Genomic DNA, 23,062 nt, shown 5'->3' on the forward strand with positions numbered 1-23,062 from the left:
TCACAAAGTTACGAATTTGAAAGCAACTCACAACTACAAGCCAAGTAATTCGGGATACGAGAGTTGTTTGAGGTCACAAAGTTACGAATTTGAAAGCAACTCACAACAAAACGCCCTCTGATACATAAAAAATTCCAGTTGTTTGAGGTTACAAAGTTACGAATTTGAAAGCAACTCACAACCCTCCCATTTGAGATTAGCAAGAACCCACTGTTGTTTGAGGTCACAAAGTTATGAATTTGAAAGCAACTCACAACGAAAAAAAGAAACAAAAAAGCGCGAGTGTGGTTGTTTGAGGTCACAAAGTTACGAATTTGAAAGCAACTCACAACTAGGTCGCTGTTTTGTCTTGCTTTTTCAAAGTTGTTTGAGGTCACAAAGTTACGAATTTGAAAGCAACTCACAACCTTGCATGGCAATTCTTCAAGCAAACAGGGTTGTTTGAGGTCACAAAGTTACGAATTTGAAAGCAACTCACAACGTTTCTTCTTTGGTATCGCAAAGCTTTAGGTTGTTTGAGGTCACAAAGTTACGAATTTGAAAGCAACTCACAACGTAGAGTGTCTCGGCTAAGTACTTATCCTTGTTGTTTGAGGTCACAAAGTTACGAATTTAAAAATAACTCACAACAATACTTATACTAATTCATGTTTTACAAGTTAATTTTTACATATAATTAACATATTTAGATATAACAGCATAACGAATAAGAGGTTAGTCACTATAGGCTGTCCTCTGTCGTCTGACCTCTGACCACTAACTTCTGTTAAGCACTTAACATATTTTTTTATTGTATAAATTCTTACTTCTCATAAGCCTTTCCCTTGACTTTGCCCTTTGTGATATCGTAACTTTGCACCAGTTAAGTAAAGAGTGAAAAGTGAATAATGAATAGAGTTACTTAGCCATTCGTTTTTCACTTTTAATTTTTCACTATTCACTATTCAGATGTCTATGGTCAGCTATAGGGGCAATTAGTCCATAGTCATTTGTCGTTAGTTGCAATAGACTGACTACTGACCACTAACCACTAACCACTTATAATTCATGGAAGAGGCTTTAGGTATACTTTGGAAATACGCTCGTCGTGAGCCGATAGAGAGCAATGGAAAGACCATAGTGGCCACCATTAGCCAAAGCATCGCAGCTATTCGCCTTATTATGCGTTTAGAAGGGGGGCTGCAAAGAGGTGAAAAACGAAAAGTTAATAGTGAAAAACAAGCAGTGCCTGCTTATGCAGCGCCAACGCTCACAATATGTGGTTTGCCAGCGGCTCAATGTCTAACGTCTGATTTGCCAATGCCTGCCTGTAAGGGAGAACCCCATGACAATGAAGCAGGTGAGCAATTCACCCAATCCAATATAGACACTCCAGCGAGTACCTGCTTAGCAGCCTCCTCTCCTTGGGAAAGAAAGTTAAGGACTTCTCAGCAAGAGCCTAACCATCCTACTGTCAAAGTCTCCTATCATACGAGCAAACCCCGTAAGGTTTGTCGCCAGCGCCCCTGTGTCAAAGACGATAAAAGTCCTGACTATACGAGCAAACCCCGTAAGGTTTGCCGCCAGCGCTCAGCTGCTAAGGAAGACTTGTACAAGGGAATCACCTTGATTGAGTCGCCTATAAGGAGCGCTTCTCTAAATTTCATCTCTAGCCTAACACTAGCTAAGGCGCTCCCCCCTTAAAATTAGTTCACTAAGCTTTTTAGTAAGGTTCTTTCTATGATAAGTCTCAAGGGAGGTTGGGTGAGTGTGAAGCTGCTGAGTCTTATAGAGCGCATAGTAATGAGTGAGGGCTTGCTTAATACCTTGTGTGTCAGTTAGGGAAAGGGTGATGCCTGTTTGGGTTTGTGCAATAATATCCTTGACATCCCATTGCTCATACCCCAAGGCGAGTATAGGTCGCTGTGAAGCCATATATTCAAAGAGTTTCCCTGGGATAATACCCTCTGTCTTGGGTTGATTAATCTCCAAAAGGAGCAAAAGTTGTGAATGGCGTTGTAGAGCTATGGCCTCGGCGTGAGAGATATAGCCCTTTAAGTCTAAATAGTCGGTAAGCTGCCACTTCTGAAGACTGGCGAGTACCTCATCGCTTACTTTTCCTGCCAAGCATATACGTAGGTCGTGCCTGAAGTCGGCCTGTTCCGTTATCATCTCGCTCAAGACCTGCCAAAGAGGTTCAGGATTGCGCTCGGAGAGTAAGGAGCCTATATGAGAGAGCAGAAAAAGAGGGGAAACCGATGGGGGTTCTGTAGGAAGGTCATCGTCATAGCCGTTGGTAATCACCTCTATTGGGCGAGAGGTTTTGGCTTGAAACTCTCTTTGGGTACTGGGACTGGTTACAATCAGGGTATCGGCAGTTTGCAAAACAGCTTGCTCCATGGCCAAATGTTTCTGTGCGGAATGCTTAGTGAGTCTTAGCTGCGAATGGTAACCTATAGTTGTCCATGGGTCTCTGAAATCGGCTATCCAACGCAAGGCGGGGAACTGCTCCTTGAGATGTAGCCCTATAAGGTGTAAGCTATGAGGAGGAGCTGTAGTAATAATGGTATCTATATGATTCTCAGATATATATTTTGACAGATATTTTACAGAAGGGCGTACCCACAGCACCCTCGCATCGGGAATAAAGAGGTTGCCTCGTATCCAGAGCAGAAGTTTGTCAAGCGGGGAGGGCTTTTTAGTAGGAATAATACCTGCACTTATCTTTTGGGTCTTCTCCTTAGAGAAGAGAGAGGCCAAAGCATAGGGCTCAAAAATCTTAGTTTTTAGGACGGTCAGATCTTCAGGGATATCATCTACCATATGGGGGTCAAGTATAGGGTAAGTAGGATTCTGGGGGGTATAGATCACTGGTTCTATACCAAAATCGCGTAGGTACTTGACAAATTTGACCCAGCGTTGTACCCCTGGCCCCCCTGCTGGCGGCCAATAGTAGGTGATGATAAGTACTTTCTTCATTCCCTGATGCTGATTAGTACTAACGCTTTTCGGCAAGGATTCTCACAGAGGCCAATTCCTTGTATTTCTTACGGGCTTCCTCGGCAGGAGAACCAAAATAGGTTTGCCCTCCTTCGAGTGATTTGGTAACGCCACTTTGAGCGAGAATTACTGCTTTTTCACCTATGGTAACCCCACTGGTGATACCCACCTGTCCCCATAGGGTAACTCTATCTTCTATTACCACACAACCTGCAATACCCACTTGGGAGGCGATTAGGCACTCCTGCCCCACTACTGTATCGTGGCCTATATGTACATGGTTATCTATCTTGGTACCTCGCTTGATAGTCGTATCGCCTGTTACACCACGGTCTATGGTACAGAGCGCCCCTAAGTCCACGTGATCCTCTATCACCACGCGCCCCCCGGAGAGGAGTTTGTCAAAACCTTCAGGTCGTTTCTTATAATAGAACGCATCGGCACCGAGGATAGTACCTGCATGTATAGTTACATGGTCTCCTATCTTGCAACCATCATATATGGTTACATTGGCATGAATCAGGCAATGATCACCTATCTCCACATGATTACCTACAAAAGCCCCTGGCTGTATAATCGTATGCTGACCTATCTTAGCCATAGGAGCAACCAGTGTATTGGCCTTTTCAAAAGGTTTGAAAAACTGGGTGAGCTTATTGAAATCCCTAAAAGGATCATCGGAAATAAGCAGCGCTTTGCCCTCTGGACAAGGTACTTCCTTGTTAATCAATACTATAGTTGCCTTAGACTGCAACGCTTTGTCATAGTACTTGGGGTGATCCACAAAGACAATATCGCCCTGCTCTACCACATGTATCTCATTCATACCCAGTACAGGAAAGGCTTTATCTCCCACAAAGGGACAATTGATAATAGTGGCTATTTGTTCTAATGTATAAGGTTGTGGAAACTTCATAGGGTCATAAAATAATTATGGTTGCAAAGATAAAAAAAATATGAATACCCTAATAGTGAATTTTTTCTAAAAAAAATCCGCCCCCTATTTGTTAATAAAAAATCCCTTTTCCCATGACTATTTGCGTGCATTTATTAGTATCTTTGCCCTATAGATTATATGTTATTTCATTGATGAATAATAAAAAAACGCAATTATTTATTATCCTCAAAATCAGCTGTATTGTTCTCTTACCAATACTATTCCAATCTTTTGCTAACCACCGAAATAATATTCGCAAAGTACAGAAAATAATCATCAACCGTGAGGCACCACTTGACAAAGTACAATATATTACTAACGATGCGATTGAGAGCCTATTGTTTTCTACTAAGAATGCCGAAGAATACTCCCTCAAGGAGCTGAAAATAAATTTGTTAGAAAAAAAACTGGATGCTGATCCCATGGTAGAAAGTGCCGATATTTATCTCACTATTGATGGGATACTCAAAGTGGATGTCAAGCAGCGTGAACCGATAGCGAGGATTATCTCCAACAATCAGTTCTATTATATGGATATGCAGGGCAAGCAGATGCCCCTTTCCAAAGCCACCTCTGCCCGTGTGCCTATTGTACGTGGGGTAGGTGAAAAACAGTGGGAGGACGCACACCTGATTCTAAAACATATCTATACAGATCATTTTCTAAAAGAAAACATTATAGAACTGACCGCCAACAAGGGTGCTTTCTATGCAAGACTCCGAGGAGCTGATTTCTCTGTTTGCTTAGGAAAGGCTGATAATATACCTTTGAAATTCAACAACTTAAAAGCCTTTTATAAAAAAGCTGCTAAGGATCATTTCTTAGATAAATACACAAGAATAGATCTGCAATATAACAACCAAGTGGTCTGCCACAGAGCTCAGACAGCTATAGAACAAGCAAATGAGTAAGGATTTAAAAATATTCATAAAAGAATTAAAAAACGCACAAAATAACAGATTAGATATTATTAGAAATGAAAACAGAAAATAAAATGAATCAGAGAAAATACTTTGCAGGGATTGACATAGGAACTACTAAGATTGTGGCAATCATTGGTTGTGAGAACCAATATGGTAAGTTGGAGATCTTAGGTTATGGAAAAGCTAAGAGCCAAGGTATTTTCCGTGGAATGGTAGGAAATATAGGAAAAACGATTGATTCTATAGAACAGGCGGTAGCACAGGCACAAGCCAAAGCTGGAGTGATCATCTCGGAGGCTTATGTGGGTATTGCAGGGCAACATATCAAGAGCAATGAGGCCTCTGACTATATCACACGCGAGAATGCTGAGGAGATTATCACCGTTAAGGACTTGGAAGCGCTTTGCCAATGTGTGATGAGCAGCAAGAACCGATACCCTGGTGAAGAAGTGATTCATATACTTCCACAAGAATACAAGGTTGATAATCAGGAAGATATACATGACCCTATTGGAATGGTAGGATCGCGTTTGGAGGGTACTTTCCATATTGTAACAGGACAAGTAGCCCCTATCAAGAATATACAACGCTGTGTAACCAAGGCGGGAATTGCCCTAAAAGGACTTACCCTAGAACCTATTGCCTCTTCGGCTTCTGTACTAAGTGAGGAAGAGAAGGAAGCAGGGGTAGCCTTGGTGGATATAGGGGGGGGTACTACCGACTTGGCTATCTTCAAGGAAGGTTATATCCGCTATACAGCAGTGGTGCCTTTTGGTGGCAATATTATAGATAAGGACATCAGGGAAGGTTGTAATGTTTTTGACAAACAAGCCGAGCAGCTCAAGATCCGTTTTGGCTCTGCATGGCCTGAATATACCAAAGAAAATGAGGTAATCAATATCCAAATGTTCAAAGGACGTGAGCCTCAAGAGATTCAAGTTACTAACTTGGCGCGTATCATACGCTGCCGTATGGAAGAGATCATTGAAGCTATCTTCAATGAAATCAAAAACTATGGCTATGACCAACCGCGCAAAAAGCTCATCGCAGGGATTGTACTCACTGGAGGGGGTAGCGAACTGAAAGACCTACCTCAGCTGGTGGAATACCTCACAGGCCTACCTACCCGTATTGGTCACCCCAATGAGCACTTAGCTAGCAATACCCCTACCGAGCTTTCCTCTCCTATCTATGCCACTGCCATCGGGCTATTATTGGACGGCATAGAGCGCGAACATAGTGAGGGACAGCGCATCGACTTCTCCCAGCTAAGTGAGACCCCTACACAGGAACCTACAGCTACTATAGAACCAGAGGAGGAAGCGCCCGCAGTTGCCGAACCTGTGGTACTTCCTGTAGCGGAACAGGAACCTGAAAAGGAAAAAGAAAAAGAGGAAGAACACAAGCCTGAAAAGAAGAATATCATAAGAACCCTCTCGGATAAGTTTACTGACTTTTTCAAAACCATGGAATAGCCATACTTGATTTTTATACTACATTAACGTAAAAAACAAGGATTATATTTGTTAGATACAATTATAATCCTTATTTTTGTCTCTTAATTTATTACTTATTCACTATGGAACAAAAAGATGTATATCTAAGTGATTTTCAGTCCTTCTTTGGAAAATTCTTGGACAAAATTATTGGTTTCTTACCTAGCCTAATAGGGGCTATCATTGTTTTATTCATCGGAGTATGGGTAAGTCGCTTCATCCAAAAGTTCGTCAAACGCCTGATGATCGCCCGTTCGGTGGATATTACCATACAAAACTTTGTCAATCAATTACTACGCTGGGTACTCTATATCATCCTCTTTTTGACAGTTATTCAAAAGGTAGGGGTGCCAGTTTCCTCTTTCTTAGGTGCTTTAGCTGCCGCAGGTGTTGCCATAGGCTTGGCTTTGCAGGGGTCACTATCCAATTTTGCTGGAGGTATCATGCTCCTAATACTCAAGCCTTTCCGTATAGGTGATTCTATTGAAGCCAAGGGACATATAGGCACAGTGGAGCGTATAGGTATGTTCTATACTACCCTTATCAAGTTTGGAAACGAACGTGTCATTATCCCTAATGGACCATTATTCTCGGACAATATCATCAATTATTCCCAGAATCCAACTCGCCGACATAATATTATTGTTGGCATTGGCTATGGTTCAGATCTAAAGAAGGCTAAAGAAATACTATATAGACTTGCCAAGGAATGCCCCACTGCCCTACAAGAACCTCCTGCAGTGGTATATGTAGAGGAATTAGCTGATAGTTCTGTAAATCTTTCTTTACGTATATGGTCTAAGTCTGATACGAAAAATTATTCGGAAACTCGTTTTTACCTCATAGAACAAATAAAATTAACCTTTGATAAGGAAGGTATTGAGATTCCTTTCCCTCAAAGAGACGTACATATCATTTCACAATAAAATATCTAACTAAATTAAGAATATGGCAACCATTTTAGTAACAGGTGGTTTGGGCTTTATTGGCTCTCATACTGTGGTGGCTCTGCAACAAGCAGGTCATCAGGTGATTATCATAGACAATTTGTCCAATGCTTCTATTGAAGTTAAGGATAGAATTGCCAAGATCACTGGAAAAACACCTATTTTTGAGCAAATAGACCTCAGAGAAAAATACAAAGTACAGGATTTCTTCCATCGTTATCCCAAGATTGATGGCGTTATCCACTTTGCAGCCTCCAAAGCGGTAGGGGAAAGCGTAGAAAAACCCCTTTTGTACTATGAAAATAACATAGCTTCTCTTATTTATATACTTGAGGAGCTTCAGAAAAGAGAAAACACGGCCTTTATCTTCAGTTCTTCATGTACCGTGTATGGACAGGCCGACAAGCTCCCCGTAACAGAGGACGCTCCTTTCAAGCAGGCCGAATGCCCTTATGGCAATACCAAGCAGATCAACGAAGAGATTATCCGTGATACCTGTGCCGTAGTACCTGCTATCAAAGCCATTTCCTTACGCTATTTCAACCCTATTGGAGCCCATGAGTCTGCCCTTATTGGGGAGTTGCCCAATGGTGTGCCTCAAAACCTAATTCCTTATATTACCCAAACGGCTATAGGCTTAAGAGAATCCCTCTCTGTATATGGGGACGACTACCCTACCCCCGATGGCACTTGTATCCGCGACTATATCCATGTGGTAGATTTGGCCGAAGCACATCTGGCTGCCCTTGAGTATATTCTTCAGGGGAAGATACAAGGCAACTATGAAGTGTTCAATGTAGGTACTGGTAAGGGAAGTTCCGTGCTAGAGGTTATCAAGGCCTTTGAAAAAGTAAGCGGACAATCCCTCCCTTACAAGATTGTAGGTTGCCGCGCAGGAGATGTTATTGCTGCCTATGCCGATACCCATAAGGTCAATGAAGTATTGGGCTGGAAGGCTAAGCAGACCCTCGAAGATGCCCTGCTCTCGGCTTGGAATTGGGAGCAAAAACTAAGAGCAAAATAATATTTAATTTTTTTATCCAATGAAAATAAATAAACTCCTCTCGCTAGTGGCGCTCTCCTTCTCAGGACTCGCCTTAGCGCAAGAGAAATCCTTGGCTACCCTTGTCAATGAGAAGGATGCTTTCTTGGTCGATGTGCGTTCTGAAAAAGAGTTTGAGGCAGGAAGTGCCGCACATGCAGTAAATATTCCTTTGGAAAATATAGAGAAGGAACTCTCTCAATTCCAAGGAAAAAACAATATCATTGTCTTCTGTCGAAGTGGCAAGCGCTCTGAAGCGGCTAAAAAGCTCCTTGCTAAGCACAACATTCAGGCAGTAAATGGAAAAGGAGTTGCTTTTCTCAAGTCGCTACAGAAAGAGAACCTTATGGATATGCTCACCTATCGTACCGATAAGCATACTGCCTTGGTAATCAAAAGTGGCGAAGGTATCAAGCAAGTAGCCGTTGCTTTGGGCAAAGGCGCTGTTCTTAGAAAGCATACTACCGATGTTCCTGCTTTCCTTGTGATGGTCAAAGGAGAAGTACGCTTTTTGATCAATGGCGAAGAAGTACTACTAAAGGCCTTAGACACCTATAATATCCCTGCCAATGTAGAGCATGAGCTTATAGGAGTTCAGGATGAAAACCTTTTTATACTCACCAAATCAAAGTATTTCCAAGAATAGAACGCTACAAAAAAGAGGCTGTCCTTAGTCGACAGCCTCTTCTTCAGTGTATTGTTCACTTACTTTTTATTGAATAAATTCTTTTAGTTGTTGTATATACCAATCATAATCGTCATACATAACAAAATGGAGTCCCTTATTTGCATATTTAAGTTCCTTTTTGGGTAACTTTGCGTATTGTTGTTCTATCTTATTTTTGGAAAAGCTAAAAACAGACTCTAATAAAACTAAAGTAGGCACTTGTATCTGTTGTATCTCCTCTCTAAGATCTGTATTAGATAATTCACAGACCATTTTTGCGATAGTTTCCCTGTCTGAATCTACACTCCATTGTACTATTTGAGGAATTTTCTCTTTATTTTCAGTATAATAAACCATAGATGACCTTTGTGTTTGCTCAAATTTTTCCTTTGGCATATCCACAAACTCCTTAATTATAGGAGAACAATCCTTATTGGGATCCACTTTAAAATCACTATTGGAGAGAGCTGCAAGCGCAGGTAACGCATCTACCACTACTATTTTCTGAAGTAGTTTAGGTTCTTTTGCTGCTATTTTCATAGCAAGCATTCCCCCCAAACTGTGCCCAACAATAATAGGCTGCTTGATTTTTTCCTTTTTGATATAAGAAATGATAGCTTCTGCCCAATTCTCCAAACTTGGATTTTTCACTGGAGTAACCCCTGCAAATCCTGCCATAGTAAAGAGGTAGCAGATATGATTAGGACTAAACTCCTTAACGGTATGTTGCCACACTTCTGCTGAGCAGGCAAGCCCTGGAATAAATAAAATAGGACTTCCTTTTTCTCCTGTTTTTTGTACTGAAAATGGCGCTGCTTGTCCAAAAGTACACAAAGGCAATATAAATAGAAATAAGAGAGTGGTTATCGTAATTTTTTTCATATATTTTGGAGTTAGGATAGAATTAGAAAAATATTATATTCTTTTGAGTTGTTCTTGCATCATTCGGATTTGATCCTTGAGCATATTTTGCTTATCTAACTTTTTAGCTTGGGTAAGGTACTCTTGGGCTTCTCGTTTACGCCTTTTTTGCATAGCTATGCCCGCCAAGCTCAACCTTGCCATAGCCTCATCATAACTCATATTGAGTCCATATTTGAGCGCTGTCTTGAAGTATTTCTCTGCCTGAGTAAGATTGGTCTGAGAAGAGACAATCCCATACAGATAGTTATAATAGCCTCTTTGCTTTTTAATCAGAGCTGTTTCAGGATTTTTGATACGATCAAGCCACTTTTTAGTTCCTACCATATCCTGCTTACGCAGTCTTAGGAAAGCTAAAAGCAAAAACTCATTTCTGAAGAAAAACAATATAGGAAAAGCTGAAAGTAGTATAAGGAATATCCCATTACCAATATTTCCTAAGGTAAATTGATAAATAGCAAATGCGAAGATAAGCACTGCTATAGCAATCTTTATGTATCTGTGAAACATTCGTTATAAAAGTAGATTAAAAAAATAGTCGGGATGACTGGACTCGAACCAGCGACCTCACGCACCCCATACGTGAACGCTACCAACTGCGCTACATCCCGAACAAACTTTGATTTGCGGGTGCAAAGATACACCTTTTTTTTCAAACAACCAAACTTTTTTATAATGACTAATGACAAACAACTAGTGACTAATGACAAGTGATAAGTGACTAATTATGAAGCACTTGTCATTAGTCAATTGTCACTAGTAATTAAAAAGTGGTCTCTCTTGCATGAATTTGTTTACCTTATGGGCAACAGCTTCTAAGAGTTTTTCATCTTTGGCATTATTGATAACCTCATCTATATAGCCTGCTACCACTTCCATATCGGCTTCTTTAAGGCCTCGTGTGGTAACAGCAGCTGTACCTAAGCGGATACCACTGGTTACAAAAGGACTCTTATCATCAAAAGGCACCATGTTCTTATTGGCAGTAATATCAGCCTTCACAAGAGCTGTTTCTGCTTCCTTACCACTGATATTCTTGTTTCTAAGATCAATAAGCATCAGATGGTTATCGGTACCGCCAGAGACGATGTTGTAGCCTTTTTCCACTAAGAGCTGCGCCAACTTCTTGGCATTCTTCTGTACCTGAATAGCATAGTGCAAGAACTCATCGGAGAGGGCTTCTGCAAAAGATACAGCTTTGGCCGCAATCACATGTTCCAAAGGCCCTCCTTGGTTTCCTGGGAATACAGAAAGGTCTATTAGGGAGGACATCATACGGATTTCACCCTTAGGGGTTTTAAGACCAAAAGGATTTTCAAAATCCTTACCCATCATAATCATACCCCCTCTTGGTCCACGAAGAGTCTTGTGAGTGGTAGTAGTTACAAAGTGGCAATGAGGAATAGGGTCATTGAGAAGACCTTTGGCGATAAGCCCAGCTGGGTGAGCTATGTCGGCCATAAGGAAAGCCCCCACACTATCAGCTATTTCTCTAAAGCGCTTGAAGTCAATATTTCTTGAATAAGCAGAATAACCTGCCACTATCATCTTAGGCTTTTCTTTTTGAGCTATTTCAGCTATTTTGTCATAGTTCAAAAGGCCTGTTTCCTTCTCTACCCCATAGAATAAAGGTTGGTATAGCTTTCCAGAGAAGTTAACAGAAGCGCCGTGAGTTAAGTGTCCTCCATGAGAAAGGTCAAAACCTAATATTTTATCCCCTGGGGCAAGAGTTGCTGCATATACAGACGCATTGGCTTGCGAACCACTATGGGGTTGTACATTCACATAGGCCGCTCCAAAGAGGGCTTTGGCTCTGTCTATAGCCAATTGTTCTACCTGATCCACTATTTGGCAACCTCCATAATAGCGTTTGCCAGGGTAGCCTTCTGCATACTTATTAGTAAGTACAGAACCTGCGGCTTCCATCACCTCTGGGCTTACAAAGTTCTCTGAGGCTATCAGTTCTATACCTCTGAGCTGTCTTTCTTTTTCTTGTTGGATAAGATCAAAAATTTGTTGGTCTCTCTTCATGGAAAATAAAAATTTTAAGTGGTGCAAATATAGTTATTTTTTTTCAATAATGAGCCTTTTTACTGAAATTTATTTTCTTATCGTCTTATATATACAATTTGCCCATCTTGCCACTTAACCAGCTGTGAAGCTAAGGCATTAGGCTGATTTTCTTGGTGATAGGGCACAACAAAATCCACTGCCTGCTGTACTTCGGGGGCTATTTGAGCAAAAGTGGCTGCACTTGGCTGTCCACTTATATTGGCCGAGGTAGAGACAAGCGGACGCCCAAAGGCTTCTATAAGCTGCTTGCAGAAATTATCTTGTACTATTCTGAAAGCCAGCGAATTATCTTCAGCTATAGGAAGATGCTTGTCATATACCTCTGTATAGACAACCGAAGTGGGGCGTTCTTGTCGAGCTAAGAATGCTACTACTTCCGCAGGCACCCTTACATACCGCTCCAGCATCTCCTTTGAGGAGACTAAGAGTATAAAACTCTTAGCTAAGGGTCTTTGCTTGATCTGCTGGATACGCTGAATAGCTTTTTGAGAAAAAGCATCGCAGCCCAAGCCCCATATGGTATCAGTGGGGTAAAGTATTACCTTTTCCTCTTGCAAGAAAGAAAGGGTTTGGTGTATTATTTCTTTGAGTTCCATATTACAAAGTTACCTTTTTTCCATGACAAAACCCAACCTTCTTTTGAGTTTAGTATTTAATTAAGAAATTAGCGTGTATCTCAGAAAAAAATAGTACTTTTGCGACGTTTTTAAAAAATATATTTATGAATATAATCAAACCAATTTCCATGGGGGCTTTTGCCAGCCTTTTAGTGGCTTGTGGGGGGACCTCTAAGATTGCCTCTTTACCCATAGAAACACTAGAAGGAAAAAACATTCCGACCCAAGTAGAAAACCCAAGTAAGGACGAACTTAAGACTTGGCCACACCGAGACTTACTCACCACAGGATACCCAGGTATCTCTCTTGCAGAGGCCTATAAAGCCCTTAAAGGAAGAAAAGCACAAACAGTGATTGTAGGGGTAGTAGATTCTGGAGTGGATATTAACCATGAAGATCTCAAATCTATCATCTGGACAAATCCGAAAGAAATCCCTAATAATGGTATAGACGATGACAAAAACGGCTATGTAGATGATGTACATGGATGGAACTTCTTAGGTGAAATCAACCAAGATAATCTAGAATATGTACGTATTCTCAAAAAAGGTGATACGAGTGACCCTGACTATAAGCGTGCTGAGGAAAAATACGACAAAGAGTTCAAAGATGCCAATGAGAAAATAGAACTCTATTCCCAAATAAAGGAAAGAATCACTCAAAGTGATGCCCTTATCCAAAAGCACTTAGGTAAAAAGGAATATACTGAGGAAGACTTGGATAAGATAGATGCCTCTTCCCTACAGCTATTAGGTGCTGTACGCGGTATGAAATACCTATTGAGCAATGGTGTAAGTGTAAAAGAGACCCTAGAGGAACTCTCCGAAGGAATCAAGCACTACGAAGACCGTCTCAAGTACGGGCTTAACAAGGAGTTCAACCCAAGAAAAGTGCTTAATGACAATCCCGATGACATCACTGACAAGATATATGGTAATAACAATGTGATAGGCCCTACTGCCGAAGGCGCTTTACATGGTACCCATGTGGCTGGGATCATCGCTGCCGTACGCCATAATAACATAGGCATAGATGGCGTGGCTGACCATGTACGTATCATGCCCGTACGTACCGTACCCGATGGTGATGAGTACGATAAGGACGTAGCCCTTGCTTTGCGCTATGCTATTGACAATGGTGCCAAGGTGATCAACACTTCTTTCGGTAAGGAGTTCTCTCCACATAAGGAATGGGTATATGATGCACTAAAATATGCTGCTGAGAAAGATGTACTCATTGTAAATGCCGCAGGTAATGATACCAAAAACGTGGATGTACAACTCACTTTCCCTGACGATAATATAAACGGAAAAGAATTCACCGATACTATGATTACCATTGGGGCACTCAACTATGAGTATAATGAGAATTTGGTAGCTTCTTTCTCCAATTACGGTAAGAACAATGTAGATTTGTTCTCCCCAGGGGTACAAATCTATGCTACTGTACCTGAGAACAAATACAAATTCTTGGACGGCACCTCTATGGCGGCACCCGAAGTAGCTGGAGTAGCTGCCCTTATCCGTGCTTACTTCCCTAAACTAAAAGCTCGTGAAGTAAAGCAAATCCTTATGGAGTCAGGACTTACCCCTACTGTAAAAGAAGTACTTGTAGGAGGTAGAGGCGAGGAAGGAGAAGCCAAGCGCATGCTTTTCTCTGAACTTAGCAAATCTGGTAAGATAGTAAATGCTTACAATGCAATTATTTTAGCTGCCCAACGCAGTAAATAAGAACTTTTATAACTAAAAAATAGGGAAAGATTCGTCTTTCCCTATTTTTTATCTAATCACTCGCTTTATAGAAGCTATCAAATCATCTACATCTTCCACACTGAAGACATATACTCGTCCTTCTACTGTTCTTATAAGAAAGGATTGCTGCATATCGCCTATAAAAGCATTGTAGCTGCCTATATCAGAATTGCGGAACACTCCTACAAAACCCCATAATCCTCCTGAACCAAACATTTTCATATCCGAAAGCGCAGGTCTATAACGTCCTATATAGGAAATAGCCGCATACTCTATCCTTATACTTCCCACTACTTTCTTGAGTTCAAAATATTGGGTAGTTAGCCTTACTGAAATAGGCGCATTGATCATAAAAATTCCATAGAGGATAAAAATGGTTACAGATATTAACAGTGCCTCATAATCATCATTATCAATCATGAACTTGTTCAGACTATAATTAAGCAGTCCTAAGAGAGCCACTGTTACTACAACGGTTGTAATCCTCACCCACCAGCTCCAGCGCACTTTAAAATACTGTTCCATATTTTTGATTTAATTATTCTCTAAACACCTTCTCTACCCCATTGAGTTTTTTAAGACTATCCAAGAGGGAATTTAAGGCCTCGGTATTGGAGACCAAAAGGGTAATTTCTCCCTCAAAGATACCGCCCTTGCTCATGAGTTGTATGTTGTTCATACCTATTCCCTTATGGGAAATTAGGTTAGTAATCTCAGCAGCCAAGCCTTTCCTATCCACCCCTATAATCTTGATAGAAGTTTCATACTCTCGCTCAGTGGATTTTATCCACTTGGCAGGAATAATCCTATAGGCATAGTTGGAGAACATGGAGAGCGCATTGGGACAATCCTTCTTATGTACCTTAATACTTCCGCCATTGACGGCTATATAACCAAAGATATCGTCTCCTGGAATAGGGGTACAGCACTTGGAAAAGCTATAGTCCAAAACCTGCTCGTCCTTTCCAAAGACAATCATATCATAGTCATGGGTATCTTTGGCCTTTTCAGGTGCTATGGCGATAGTAGGTTTCTTCCTAAAGAAGTTAAAGAAAGATGAGGCCGTGCTTCTGCTGGAGACAAAGTTCTTGAGCATCTGGTTGTTAATCTCTCCTGTGGCCATTTGATAGAAGACATCTTGGCTTGTTTTGGTTTTGAAATAAGCGACCATATCATTGGTCACCTTCTCGTCCAATGTTACCTTGAGCTGCTTTAGTTTGCGTCTTAGTATTTCCTTTCCTTCTTCGGCTATTTTCTTTCGGTTTTCCTTGAGTGCGCCCTTGATTTTGGCTATGGCTTTAGTGGTAGTGGCATAGTCCAACCAGTTGGCATTGGGCGAGGCATTCTCAGCGGTGATAATCTCCACCTGTTCTCCACTTCTGAGCTTGTAGTTTAGCGGAACGAGCTTTCCGTTGACCTTAGCCCCACGGGTGTGCATCCCCACTTCAGTATGGATACTAAAGGCAAAATCCAGCGGAGTTGCCCCTTTGGGTAAGGATTTTATTTCTCCATTGGGGGTAAAGACAAATATCTCATCGGCATAGAGGTTCATTTTGAACTCTTGGACAAACTCTACTGCATTGGCCTCGCTATCCTCCAAAACCTCCTGTAAGCGGTTGAGCCACTGTTCTATACCGCGCTCATTCTGCTGACCATGTTTGTACTTGAAGTGAGCGGCATAGCCTTTCTCAGCAATCTCGTGCATACGCTCGCTGCGAATCTGTACCTCCACCCATTTGTTCTTAGGCCCTACCACGGTAATATGCAAGGCCTCATACCCTGTACTCTTAGGAGAGGAAAGCCAATCCCTAAGTCGCGTAGGGTTGGGACGAAAATAATCAGTGACTATAGAATAGATCTTCCAAGCCAAAAACTTCTCATTCTCAGGCGTGCTCTTATAAATAATACGAATGGCAAACTTGTCATACACCTCCTCAAAAGGAATCTTTTTGGCCACCATCTTCTTATAGATAGAGTAAATGGATTTGGGTCGTCCCTTGATGTAATAATCTACTTTCTCCTTGTCCAAGGCTGTTTTGACCGTTTCGGAGAACTCTTTGATATACTGGAGTTGTTCCTCCTTGGACTCTTCCATTTTACCCAAAATCGCGTAATATTGTTCAGGCTCGGTGTATTTAAGTCCCAAGTCCTCCAGCTCGGTCTTGATATTGTACAGCCCAATTCGGTGTGCCAAAGGCGCATAGATAAAGAGTGTTTCGGAGGCTATTTTCTGTTGCTTGTAGGTAGGCATGGCATCCATGGTCTGCATGTTGTGCAAACGGTCGGCTATTTTTATAAGAATCACACGCACATCATCGTTAAGCGTTAGGAGCATCTTGCGGAAGTTCTCCGCTTGTAAGGAAACATCGGTATCGCGGCTAAGGCTAGATATTTTGGTGAGACCTTTGACAATCTTAGCAATCACATCACCAAAATCTCGCGCAATCTCTTCTATAGTAATAGGAGTATCCTCCACCACATCGTGCAGCAAGGCCGCGGCAATAGATACCGCATCAAGGCCTATATTGTAAGCTACGATCTTAGCTACGGCTATGGGGTGAAATATATAAGGCTCTCCACTCTTGCGGCGCTGCTCCTTATGAGCATCCACAGCTACATCGAAAGCCTTACGAATCAGCTTCTTATCCTCTTCGCTGAGGGTCTGATAGCTTTCACGTAAGAGGTCTTTATATCTTTTGGCAATTTCTTTGCTTTCTTCCGGGGTATAGTATTCTGTTTCCATAAAAATTACATTTCTCTAATCAAGGGCTATATTACGTTTTTTTCTTTGATTAAAAAAGTTTTTTAACTGAAAAAATCAATGATAATTATCAAAACTTCTCGTTTATTTACAAATAAAAAAATTTGCAATTCTATCAAAAAATAATTACTTTTGTGCTCTCTTTTGTCAAACAAATCTCATAAAGTAATGGAACAAAAAAAACGCATCCATTCGGCTTTGGTTTCTGTCTTTAACAAAGATGGTCTTGAGCCTATTATCCAGAAAATGAATGATTTAGGTATTGTTATGTATTCCACTGGAGGTACAGAAGCCTTTATCAAATCCCTCAATATCCCTGTGGTAGCGGTAGAGGATATTACCCAATACCCCTCTATCCTTGGAGGAAGAGTCAAAACCCTACACCCTAAGATCTTCGGGGGTATCCTAAACCGACAAGGTAATGCTTCTGACCAAGAACAGATGCAAACCTACGATATTCCTCAGATAGACTTAGTAATCGTGGATTTGTATCCTTTCGAGCAAACCGTTGCCAATGGGGCGAATGAACAAGATATTATTGAAAAGATTGACATAGGAGGTATCTCCCTTATCCGCGCTGCCGCTAAGAACTTCAACGATACCCTCTGTGTGTCTTCCAAAGAAGACTACCCTGCCCTGCTGAAAGTTCTCACTGAAGGCAAAGGAGAAACCACCCTTGCCGAGAGAAAGCAGTTTGCCCTACATGCTTTTGCTACTTCTTCAAGATATGATACGGCTATTTTCAACTACTTCAATGCTGATCACTCCGCCCAACTGCTCAGAGTAAGCGAAGACAAAGCACAAGTACTCCGCTATGGAGAGAATCCTCACCAGAAAGGGGTGTTCTATGGCGATTTTGATGCTCTTTTCACTAAACTACATGGCAAAGAACTCTCCTATAACAACCTCTTAGATGTAGATGCTGCGGTAAACCTTATGAGCGAATTTGCACATGAAGACCCTACCTTTGCTATTCTAAAACATAACAACACTTGTGGTATTGCCACACGCCCTACTCTATTGGAGGCTTATAATACTGCCCTTTCCTGCGATCCTGTTTCAGCCTTTGGAGGGATTCTTATCGCCAATCGCCCTATAGACAAGGCAACAGCCGAGGCCATCAACCCTCTATTTTGTGAAGTGGTAATTGCTCCTGACTATGAAAAAGAGGCTTTGGAGCTACTTGAGGGTAAGAAAAACCGTATTCTACTGGTACAAAAGCAGATCTCTTTGCCACAAACTTCCCTTCGCTCTTGCCTCAATGGCTATCTATGGCAAGATAGAGACCTTAAAACTGATGCTGTCTCCGATATTTCTTATGTTACAGACCAGAAACCATCGACTGAGGACTTGGAAGACCTACTTTTTGCCTCTAAGATATGCAAACACACCAAATCCAACACCATTGTACTGGCTAAAAACAAACAACTTCTAGCCTCTGGAACAGGACAAACTAGCCGTGTGGATGCCCTCAAGCAGGCCATCGAAAAGGCTAAAGAGTTCAAGTTCTCCCTTGAGGGAGCTGTTATGGCCAGCGATGCATTCTTCCCTTTCCCTGACTGTGTGGAAATAGCTCATAACGAGGGGATTCGCAGTGTAATCCAGCCAGGAGGCTCTATCAAAGACAATCTAAGTATAGAGTACTGTAATACCCATCAAGTAGCTATGGTGATGACAGGTATACGACACTTTAAACACTAATGAAGTGAACAGTGAAAAACGAAAAGTGAAGAGTGAAAAGTGGATAGCCGCTTTTCACTCTTCACTTTTCGTTATTCACTTAATATGGCTTTGTTGATGCGCTTAATTAGTGCGGGGCCTTCGTAGATAAAGCCTGTGAAGAGTTGTACTAAGCTCGCCCCTGCATGGAGTTTCTCTAGAGCATCTTCTGGGGAGTGTATGCCTCCGACCCCTATGATAGGGAAACTATGGCCACTCTTCTCGGCTAAGAAACGTATCACCTCAGTAGAGCGCTTGGTTAAGGGTTTGCCACTGAGACCTCCTGTTTCCACCTTTTTGGGAGAAGTCAATCCGTCTCTGCTTATGGTAGTATTGGTTGCTATGACCCCTGCTATGGAGGTTTGTTTTACTATGTCTATAATATCCAATAGCTGTTCGTCCGTAAGGTCTGGAGCTATTTTTAGTAATATAGGCTTGGGTTTGGGGAGTTTTCCGTTAGCCTCTTGCAAGAGTGTCAGTAGCTTCTGTAGTGGTTCTTTTTCTTGTAGAGAACGCAGATTAGGTGTATTGGGAGAGCTGACATTTACCACAAAATAATCCACATAAGGAGCTAATTGTCCAAAGCAATAGAGATAATCCTCATGAGCCTTCTCGTTCTCTGTCCATTTGTTCTTTCCTATATTCCCCCCTATGATCACCTGCTTGTTCTTCTTTAGTCGGGCAATAATAGCCTCTACTCCGTCGTTATTAAAGCCCATACGGTTGATAATCCCTTTGTCCTCTACCAAGCGGAATAAGCGCTTACGAGGATTTCCAGGTTGGGGCTTAGGTGTTACGGTACCTATCTCTATAAAGCCAAAACCAAGGGAAGAAAGTTCTGAGAAAAGCTCTGCATTCTTATCCAATCCTGCTGCTAGACCGACAGGATTGGGAAACTTAATTCCGAACACCTCTCGCTCCAATCGCTTGTCCTTTAGCTGATAACGAGCCCTCAGAAGAGCGGGAACCAGCGGAATACGATTGACAAACTTGAGCCAACCAAAGGTAAAATGATGTACCTTCTCTGGGTCAAAGAGAAATAATAAGGGGCGAATAATACGCTTATACATGGTGATTTTTATTGCAAATATACAATTTTTTACTGGATTTTTACCTACTTTTCTACTTTTTTTCTTGGGAAAAAAGCAGTAACTTTGCCCCCTTGAAACAAATGCTTATACTAAGCTACAAGCTATGAAAAATTATCTACTTCCTTTCCTCTCCATTATCATAGGAGTTTGCTTGGTTCTATGGATAAAACCCAATAATAAGAGTCGTATCAAGCTACTTTTGGCCTTTAGTGGGGCTTTTCTTTTGGGTATGACAGTCTTTACGCTTATTCCAGAGATCTATCATGCAGTATTTGAGAGTGATTCTCCCCTACATACAGCCGATTTGGATGAGGCACACACCCATGACGTTGGAAAGACAATAGGTATATGGATTATTATAGGGATTCTCTTGCAGATTGTCTTAGAGTTTTTCTCTCATGGTGCCGAACATGGCCACTTCCACTCCCCTGCCAAGGGGCTAAGAACCCAATTTCCTTGGGGGCTTTTCATCAGCCTAAGTATTCACTCTATTCTAGAGGGCTTTCCCCTACATGCCCATAGCAATATGGTGTATGGCATCTTTATCCATCACCTGCCTATCGCCATGGTACTGACTATTTTCTTTTTGGATTCGGGTATAGGTACGAAGAAAACACTTATTTTCCTCTTCCTTTTCTCTCTGATGACTCCTTTTGGCGCTTTCTTAGCCAATACTGTCCCCCAATTAGTGGCCTATCATACGCAAATGAGTGCTATTGTCATAGGTATTTTTCTACACATTTCCTCCGTAATCCTCTTTGAAACCTCCGAGAATCACCATTTCAACTACCTAAAACTAGGTGTGATTGTACTGGGATTTGCACTGGCATACCCACTATAAAGGTAAAAAGTAAAAGGTAAAAAGTAAAGAATGTACTCTTATAGTCAATCATATTTAGAATGCAAATAAAATGCGAATAAATAAGGCAAGGGGTTCATTCCTAATTCGCTCTCTTTCAAGGGCTAATTGCCATTAGCCTCTACACCTGCTCATGCTAATTTTTCGCAAACCATTTCTGTTTGACTATAATTTGAATCAATAGTTAAAAAATATCTGTATAATCTAATTCGTTAAGACGCAATAAATTGCGTCTCTACGGATGACTACGCTAATCAGGAATTGTCTTAGCCAGCGTTAGGGTAGAGACGCAATTTATTGCGTCTTAGAAAGTCAGTGAATAATATTTTAACTATTGATTCGCTTTTTTCCTTTTATCTTTCACTTTATTCTGACGAGTTCTACGTCAAAGATTAAAGCAGCATTGGGAGGGATCACACCCCCTGCTCCTTGTGAGCCGTAGGCCAAATCTGAAGGAATCACAAGGCGCGCCTTATCACCCTCACTAAGCAGAAGGATACCTTCGTCCCAACCTTCTATCACCTGGCCTACCCCTACGGTAAAGTTGAGCGGCTGGCCACGATAGAGAGAGGAGTCAAACACCTTACCATCCAAGAGCATTCCTGTGTAATGTACGGCCACTTGATCACCCTTTTTAGCCTTCTTGCCATTTCCTTTTTCGGTAATCTTATAGAAAAGACCGGAAGGAGTTTTGTCAAAACCTTCCGTATGTTTGGCCAAAGCCTCCTGCTGTTTGCGTTTTTCAGCCTCTATACGTTGTTGTTTCTCAGCGTTAAACTTCTCGAAAGCAGCAAGCGCATCCCACTCCTGAGCCTCTTTGCCTACTCGGATAATCTTCACTGACTCTATTTTGTCGTTTTGAGCGATGCTATCTACCACATTTTGCCCCTCTACTACATAGCCGAATACTGTATGTTTGTTGTCCAAGTGAGGTGTAGCTCGGTGAGTAATAAAGAACTGACTTCCGTTGGTACCAGGCCCTGCATTGGCCATGGAGAGAATACCCGCACGGTCATGCTTGAGGTCAGGGTGGAACTCATCGTCAAAGCGGTAACCAGGGGTACCTGTACCTGTTCCTAAGGGGCAGCCCCCTTGTATCATAAAGTCGGCAATGACACGGTGGAACTTGAGTCCATCGTAGAAAGGCACGCCGGCTGCTTTGGCATTGTTCTTCATTTTCCCTTCTGCCAGAGCTACAAAATTAGCCACTGTAGCAGGGGTTTTCTCATAAGTCAGGCGAAGGAGTATATCTCCCTTAGCCGTATGGATTTGTGCATAAATCCCGTTCTCTAATTTGTTTATATCCATAAGACAAATATTTTAAAAAATAGCTTTGTAAATAGTAGTAAGCCCCATGAAGATAATCAGGGCACCTATAATAAAGAAAATCTTCCTTGTGTGGAGCTTGGAGGTAACCAAGGCCGAAACAGGTGCTGTGAGCACCCCTCCTATGATAAGCCCCAAGGCAATACGCCAGTTAATCGCTTCTGGCACGGTGATAAAGATAAGAGTACTGACCACTGTAATGGCAAAATTGGTAAAGGTAGAAACCCCTATCACATAGCGAGGTGTATGCCCATTCTTGATAAAAGCACTGGTAACCAATGGCCCCCAGCCTCCTCCGGTGAAAGCATCCACGAAACCTGCAAATAAGCCCAAAGGTATAGTTCTCACTTGCTTATTCTCGACTTTCCCACGAACCCCATTGTAAAGGATCTTCACCCCTAAGATAATGGTATAAATGGCAATAAATGGCTTGGTGAACTTAGCCCAGCGGCTCCCCTCATCACCGAGATATAGCAGCAATAAGGCACCCAATATAGTCCCCGCGATAGCTGGTACTAAGAGGCTTTTGATCAGCTCCTTATCCATATTCTTGAGCTTAAAATGGCTGATGCTCCCAGCCGCTGAGGTAATGGTTTCGGAAGCATGAATACTCCCACTGATAGCGCGTGGGTCTACATTCATCATCAGCAAAACAGTTGCACAGATCACCCCATAGCCCATACCCATGGAGCCTGCTACAATCTCCGCTCCACAGCCTGCCAATATCATCCAGTAAAACAAATAGTTATCTTGAGCTAAATAGTTTCTCAAAGGGACAAAGGTCTCGGCTGTATATATAGTATAAAGGGTAATGGTCAATAAAAGGAAAAAGGTTAAAAACAAAAATAAGCGATTCCGTTTCTGTCGCTTAAGCGAATAGGGCTGTGCCACAACGGTTTCGTTAGTTTCATTTTTATTAAATTCTTTCATGTATGATACAATTATAAGGTCGC

The 23,062-nt window shown here is 41.7% G+C and carries 20 protein-coding genes, 1 tRNA gene and 1 CRISPR repeat array; of the genes, 9 read left to right on the top strand and 12 right to left on the bottom strand.

The window, feature by feature from the left end; translation table 11 throughout:
* The first annotated feature begins 2 nt into the window (after positions 1 to 2).
* A CRISPR array of direct repeats spans positions 3 to 630; the repeat unit is 32 nt; unit sequence ACAAAGTTACGAATTTGAAAGCAACTCACAAC.
* A 417-nt stretch (positions 631 to 1,047) separates the two neighbouring features.
* Entirely contained in the window at positions 1,048 to 1,683 is a 636-nt protein-coding gene (locus HMPREF1154_RS07855) for a hypothetical protein (protein WP_009642130.1), read from the top strand.
* On the opposite strand, the gene HMPREF1154_RS07860 is transcribed toward HMPREF1154_RS07855, so the two are convergent.
* Positions 1,660 to 2,958 carry a glycosyltransferase gene (locus HMPREF1154_RS07860; RefSeq protein WP_009642094.1) on the bottom strand — a complete coding sequence of 433 codons (1,299 nt, stop codon included), beginning with the start codon at positions 2,956 to 2,958 and terminating at the stop codon, positions 1,660 to 1,662. The two genes, HMPREF1154_RS07855 and HMPREF1154_RS07860, sit on opposite strands and share 24 nt — an antisense overlap.
* A gap of 19 nt (positions 2,959 to 2,977) precedes the next feature.
* Positions 2,978 to 3,895 (bottom strand): UDP-3-O-(3-hydroxymyristoyl)glucosamine N-acyltransferase, encoded by a 918-nt coding sequence (locus HMPREF1154_RS07865; RefSeq protein ID WP_009642091.1) that lies wholly within the window; start codon positions 3,893 to 3,895, stop codon positions 2,978 to 2,980.
* 173 nt (positions 3,896 to 4,068) lie between these two features.
* Here HMPREF1154_RS07865 and HMPREF1154_RS07870 point away from each other — a divergent pair, with 173 nt between their 5' ends.
* From HMPREF1154_RS07870 to HMPREF1154_RS07890, 5 genes are all read left to right on the top strand, one after another.
* Positions 4,069 to 4,827, top strand: a complete 759-nt coding sequence (locus HMPREF1154_RS07870; RefSeq protein WP_009642089.1) for a cell division protein FtsQ/DivIB — start codon at positions 4,069 to 4,071, stop codon at positions 4,825 to 4,827.
* Between the two features lie 83 nt (positions 4,828 to 4,910).
* A complete protein-coding gene (gene ftsA / locus HMPREF1154_RS07875) occupies positions 4,911 to 6,314 on the top strand; it encodes a cell division protein FtsA (protein ID WP_016419656.1) in 1,404 nt (467 codons plus the stop codon).
* Positions 6,315 to 6,418: 104 nt separating this feature from the next.
* The gene (locus HMPREF1154_RS07880; RefSeq protein ID WP_009642099.1) at positions 6,419 to 7,261 is read left to right on the top strand and encodes a mechanosensitive ion channel family protein; all 843 of its coding nucleotides are present in this window, start codon (positions 6,419 to 6,421) and stop codon (positions 7,259 to 7,261) included.
* Between the two features lie 22 nt (positions 7,262 to 7,283).
* A complete protein-coding gene (gene galE / locus HMPREF1154_RS07885) occupies positions 7,284 to 8,306 on the top strand; it encodes a UDP-glucose 4-epimerase GalE (protein ID WP_009642126.1) in 1,023 nt (340 codons plus the stop codon).
* A 19-nt stretch (positions 8,307 to 8,325) separates the two neighbouring features.
* Positions 8,326 to 8,970, top strand: coding sequence for a rhodanese-like domain-containing protein (locus HMPREF1154_RS07890; RefSeq protein ID WP_009642069.1), 645 nt, complete (start codon positions 8,326 to 8,328; stop codon positions 8,968 to 8,970).
* Positions 8,971 to 9,036: 66 nt separating this feature from the next.
* Here HMPREF1154_RS07890 and HMPREF1154_RS07895 read toward each other — a convergent pair whose 3' ends face one another.
* The 5 genes from HMPREF1154_RS07895 to HMPREF1154_RS07915 form a co-directional block, all read right to left on the bottom strand.
* On the bottom strand, positions 9,037 to 9,873 hold the full coding sequence (locus HMPREF1154_RS07895) for an alpha/beta fold hydrolase (RefSeq protein WP_009642106.1): 837 nt from the start codon (positions 9,871 to 9,873) through the stop codon (positions 9,037 to 9,039).
* A 33-nt stretch (positions 9,874 to 9,906) separates the two neighbouring features.
* Positions 9,907 to 10,422, bottom strand: coding sequence for a hypothetical protein (locus HMPREF1154_RS07900; RefSeq protein WP_016419661.1), 516 nt, complete (start codon positions 10,420 to 10,422; stop codon positions 9,907 to 9,909).
* A 28-nt stretch (positions 10,423 to 10,450) separates the two neighbouring features.
* Positions 10,451 to 10,523 (bottom strand) — tRNA-Pro (locus HMPREF1154_RS07905).
* 145 nt (positions 10,524 to 10,668) lie between these two features.
* On the bottom strand, positions 10,669 to 11,943 hold the full coding sequence (glyA, locus tag HMPREF1154_RS07910) for a serine hydroxymethyltransferase (protein ID WP_009642073.1): 1,275 nt from the start codon (positions 11,941 to 11,943) through the stop codon (positions 10,669 to 10,671).
* A gap of 77 nt (positions 11,944 to 12,020) precedes the next feature.
* Complete coding sequence (locus HMPREF1154_RS07915) at positions 12,021 to 12,581, bottom strand: L-threonylcarbamoyladenylate synthase (RefSeq protein WP_009642062.1); 561 nt, start codon at positions 12,579 to 12,581, stop codon at positions 12,021 to 12,023.
* 125 nt (positions 12,582 to 12,706) lie between these two features.
* Between HMPREF1154_RS07915 and HMPREF1154_RS07920 the strand changes: the two genes are divergently transcribed.
* Positions 12,707 to 14,332 carry a S8 family peptidase gene (locus HMPREF1154_RS07920; protein ID WP_009642080.1) on the top strand — a complete coding sequence of 542 codons (1,626 nt, stop codon included), beginning with the start codon at positions 12,707 to 12,709 and terminating at the stop codon, positions 14,330 to 14,332.
* Positions 14,333 to 14,380: 48 nt separating this feature from the next.
* Here HMPREF1154_RS07920 and HMPREF1154_RS07925 read toward each other — a convergent pair whose 3' ends face one another.
* Complete coding sequence (locus HMPREF1154_RS07925) at positions 14,381 to 14,878, bottom strand: PH domain-containing protein (protein WP_009642127.1); 498 nt, start codon at positions 14,876 to 14,878, stop codon at positions 14,381 to 14,383.
* 13 nt (positions 14,879 to 14,891) lie between these two features.
* A complete protein-coding gene (locus HMPREF1154_RS07930) occupies positions 14,892 to 17,096 on the bottom strand; it encodes a RelA/SpoT family protein (RefSeq protein WP_009642139.1) in 2,205 nt (734 codons plus the stop codon).
* Positions 17,097 to 17,282: 186 nt separating this feature from the next.
* Between HMPREF1154_RS07930 and purH the strand changes: the two genes are divergently transcribed.
* The gene (gene purH / locus HMPREF1154_RS07935; protein ID WP_009642070.1) at positions 17,283 to 18,815 is read left to right on the top strand and encodes a bifunctional phosphoribosylaminoimidazolecarboxamide formyltransferase/IMP cyclohydrolase; all 1,533 of its coding nucleotides are present in this window, start codon (positions 17,283 to 17,285) and stop codon (positions 18,813 to 18,815) included.
* A 71-nt stretch (positions 18,816 to 18,886) separates the two neighbouring features.
* Here purH and HMPREF1154_RS07940 read toward each other — a convergent pair whose 3' ends face one another.
* Positions 18,887 to 19,903: a quinone-dependent dihydroorotate dehydrogenase gene (locus HMPREF1154_RS07940; protein ID WP_009642135.1), complete on the bottom strand. Its 1,017-nt coding sequence runs from the start codon at positions 19,901 to 19,903 to the stop codon at positions 18,887 to 18,889.
* A 124-nt stretch (positions 19,904 to 20,027) separates the two neighbouring features.
* On the opposite strand from HMPREF1154_RS07940, the gene HMPREF1154_RS07945 reads away from it, so the two are divergent.
* Positions 20,028 to 20,765: a metal cation transporter ZIP domain protein gene (locus HMPREF1154_RS07945; protein WP_009642129.1), complete on the top strand. Its 738-nt coding sequence runs from the start codon at positions 20,028 to 20,030 to the stop codon at positions 20,763 to 20,765.
* Positions 20,766 to 21,143: 378 nt separating this feature from the next.
* Here the strand turns inward: HMPREF1154_RS07945 and HMPREF1154_RS07950 are convergent, their stop codons facing one another.
* Positions 21,144 to 22,091: a peptidylprolyl isomerase gene (locus HMPREF1154_RS07950; RefSeq protein ID WP_009642079.1), complete on the bottom strand. Its 948-nt coding sequence runs from the start codon at positions 22,089 to 22,091 to the stop codon at positions 21,144 to 21,146.
* A gap of 12 nt (positions 22,092 to 22,103) precedes the next feature.
* Positions 22,104 to 23,039 (bottom strand): sulfite exporter TauE/SafE family protein, encoded by a 936-nt coding sequence (locus HMPREF1154_RS07955; protein WP_009642128.1) that lies wholly within the window; start codon positions 23,037 to 23,039, stop codon positions 22,104 to 22,106.
* Between the last annotated feature and the right edge of the window lie 23 nt (positions 23,040 to 23,062).

Source organism: Capnocytophaga sp. CM59, assembly GCF_000293175.1.
GTDB lineage: Bacteria > Bacteroidota > Bacteroidia > Flavobacteriales > Flavobacteriaceae > Capnocytophaga > Capnocytophaga granulosa.

Coding starts and splice junctions, on each gene's coding strand:
- HMPREF1154_RS07855 (WP_009642130.1), top strand. CDS start 1,048: ATGGAAGAGGCTTTAGGTATACTTTGGAAATACGCTCGTCGTGAGCCG.
- HMPREF1154_RS07860 (WP_009642094.1), bottom strand. CDS start 2,958: ATGAAGAAAGTACTTATCATCACCTACTATTGGCCGCCAGCAGGGGGG.
- HMPREF1154_RS07865 (WP_009642091.1), bottom strand. CDS start 3,895: ATGAAGTTTCCACAACCTTATACATTAGAACAAATAGCCACTATTATC.
- HMPREF1154_RS07870 (WP_009642089.1), top strand. CDS start 4,069: ATGAATAATAAAAAAACGCAATTATTTATTATCCTCAAAATCAGCTGT.
- ftsA (WP_016419656.1), top strand. CDS start 4,911: ATGAATCAGAGAAAATACTTTGCAGGGATTGACATAGGAACTACTAAG.
- HMPREF1154_RS07880 (WP_009642099.1), top strand. CDS start 6,419: ATGGAACAAAAAGATGTATATCTAAGTGATTTTCAGTCCTTCTTTGGA.
- galE (WP_009642126.1), top strand. CDS start 7,284: ATGGCAACCATTTTAGTAACAGGTGGTTTGGGCTTTATTGGCTCTCAT.
- HMPREF1154_RS07890 (WP_009642069.1), top strand. CDS start 8,326: ATGAAAATAAATAAACTCCTCTCGCTAGTGGCGCTCTCCTTCTCAGGA.
- HMPREF1154_RS07895 (WP_009642106.1), bottom strand. CDS start 9,873: ATGAAAAAAATTACGATAACCACTCTCTTATTTCTATTTATATTGCCT.
- HMPREF1154_RS07900 (WP_016419661.1), bottom strand. CDS start 10,422: ATGTTTCACAGATACATAAAGATTGCTATAGCAGTGCTTATCTTCGCA.
- glyA (WP_009642073.1), bottom strand. CDS start 11,943: ATGAAGAGAGACCAACAAATTTTTGATCTTATCCAACAAGAAAAAGAA.
- HMPREF1154_RS07915 (WP_009642062.1), bottom strand. CDS start 12,581: ATGGAACTCAAAGAAATAATACACCAAACCCTTTCTTTCTTGCAAGAG.
- HMPREF1154_RS07920 (WP_009642080.1), top strand. CDS start 12,707: ATGAATATAATCAAACCAATTTCCATGGGGGCTTTTGCCAGCCTTTTA.
- HMPREF1154_RS07925 (WP_009642127.1), bottom strand. CDS start 14,878: ATGGAACAGTATTTTAAAGTGCGCTGGAGCTGGTGGGTGAGGATTACA.
- HMPREF1154_RS07930 (WP_009642139.1), bottom strand. CDS start 17,096: ATGGAAACAGAATACTATACCCCGGAAGAAAGCAAAGAAATTGCCAAA.
- purH (WP_009642070.1), top strand. CDS start 17,283: ATGGAACAAAAAAAACGCATCCATTCGGCTTTGGTTTCTGTCTTTAAC.
- HMPREF1154_RS07940 (WP_009642135.1), bottom strand. CDS start 19,903: ATGTATAAGCGTATTATTCGCCCCTTATTATTTCTCTTTGACCCAGAG.
- HMPREF1154_RS07945 (WP_009642129.1), top strand. CDS start 20,028: ATGAAAAATTATCTACTTCCTTTCCTCTCCATTATCATAGGAGTTTGC.
- HMPREF1154_RS07950 (WP_009642079.1), bottom strand. CDS start 22,091: ATGGATATAAACAAATTAGAGAACGGGATTTATGCACAAATCCATACG.
- HMPREF1154_RS07955 (WP_009642128.1), bottom strand. CDS start 23,039: ATGAAAGAATTTAATAAAAATGAAACTAACGAAACCGTTGTGGCACAG.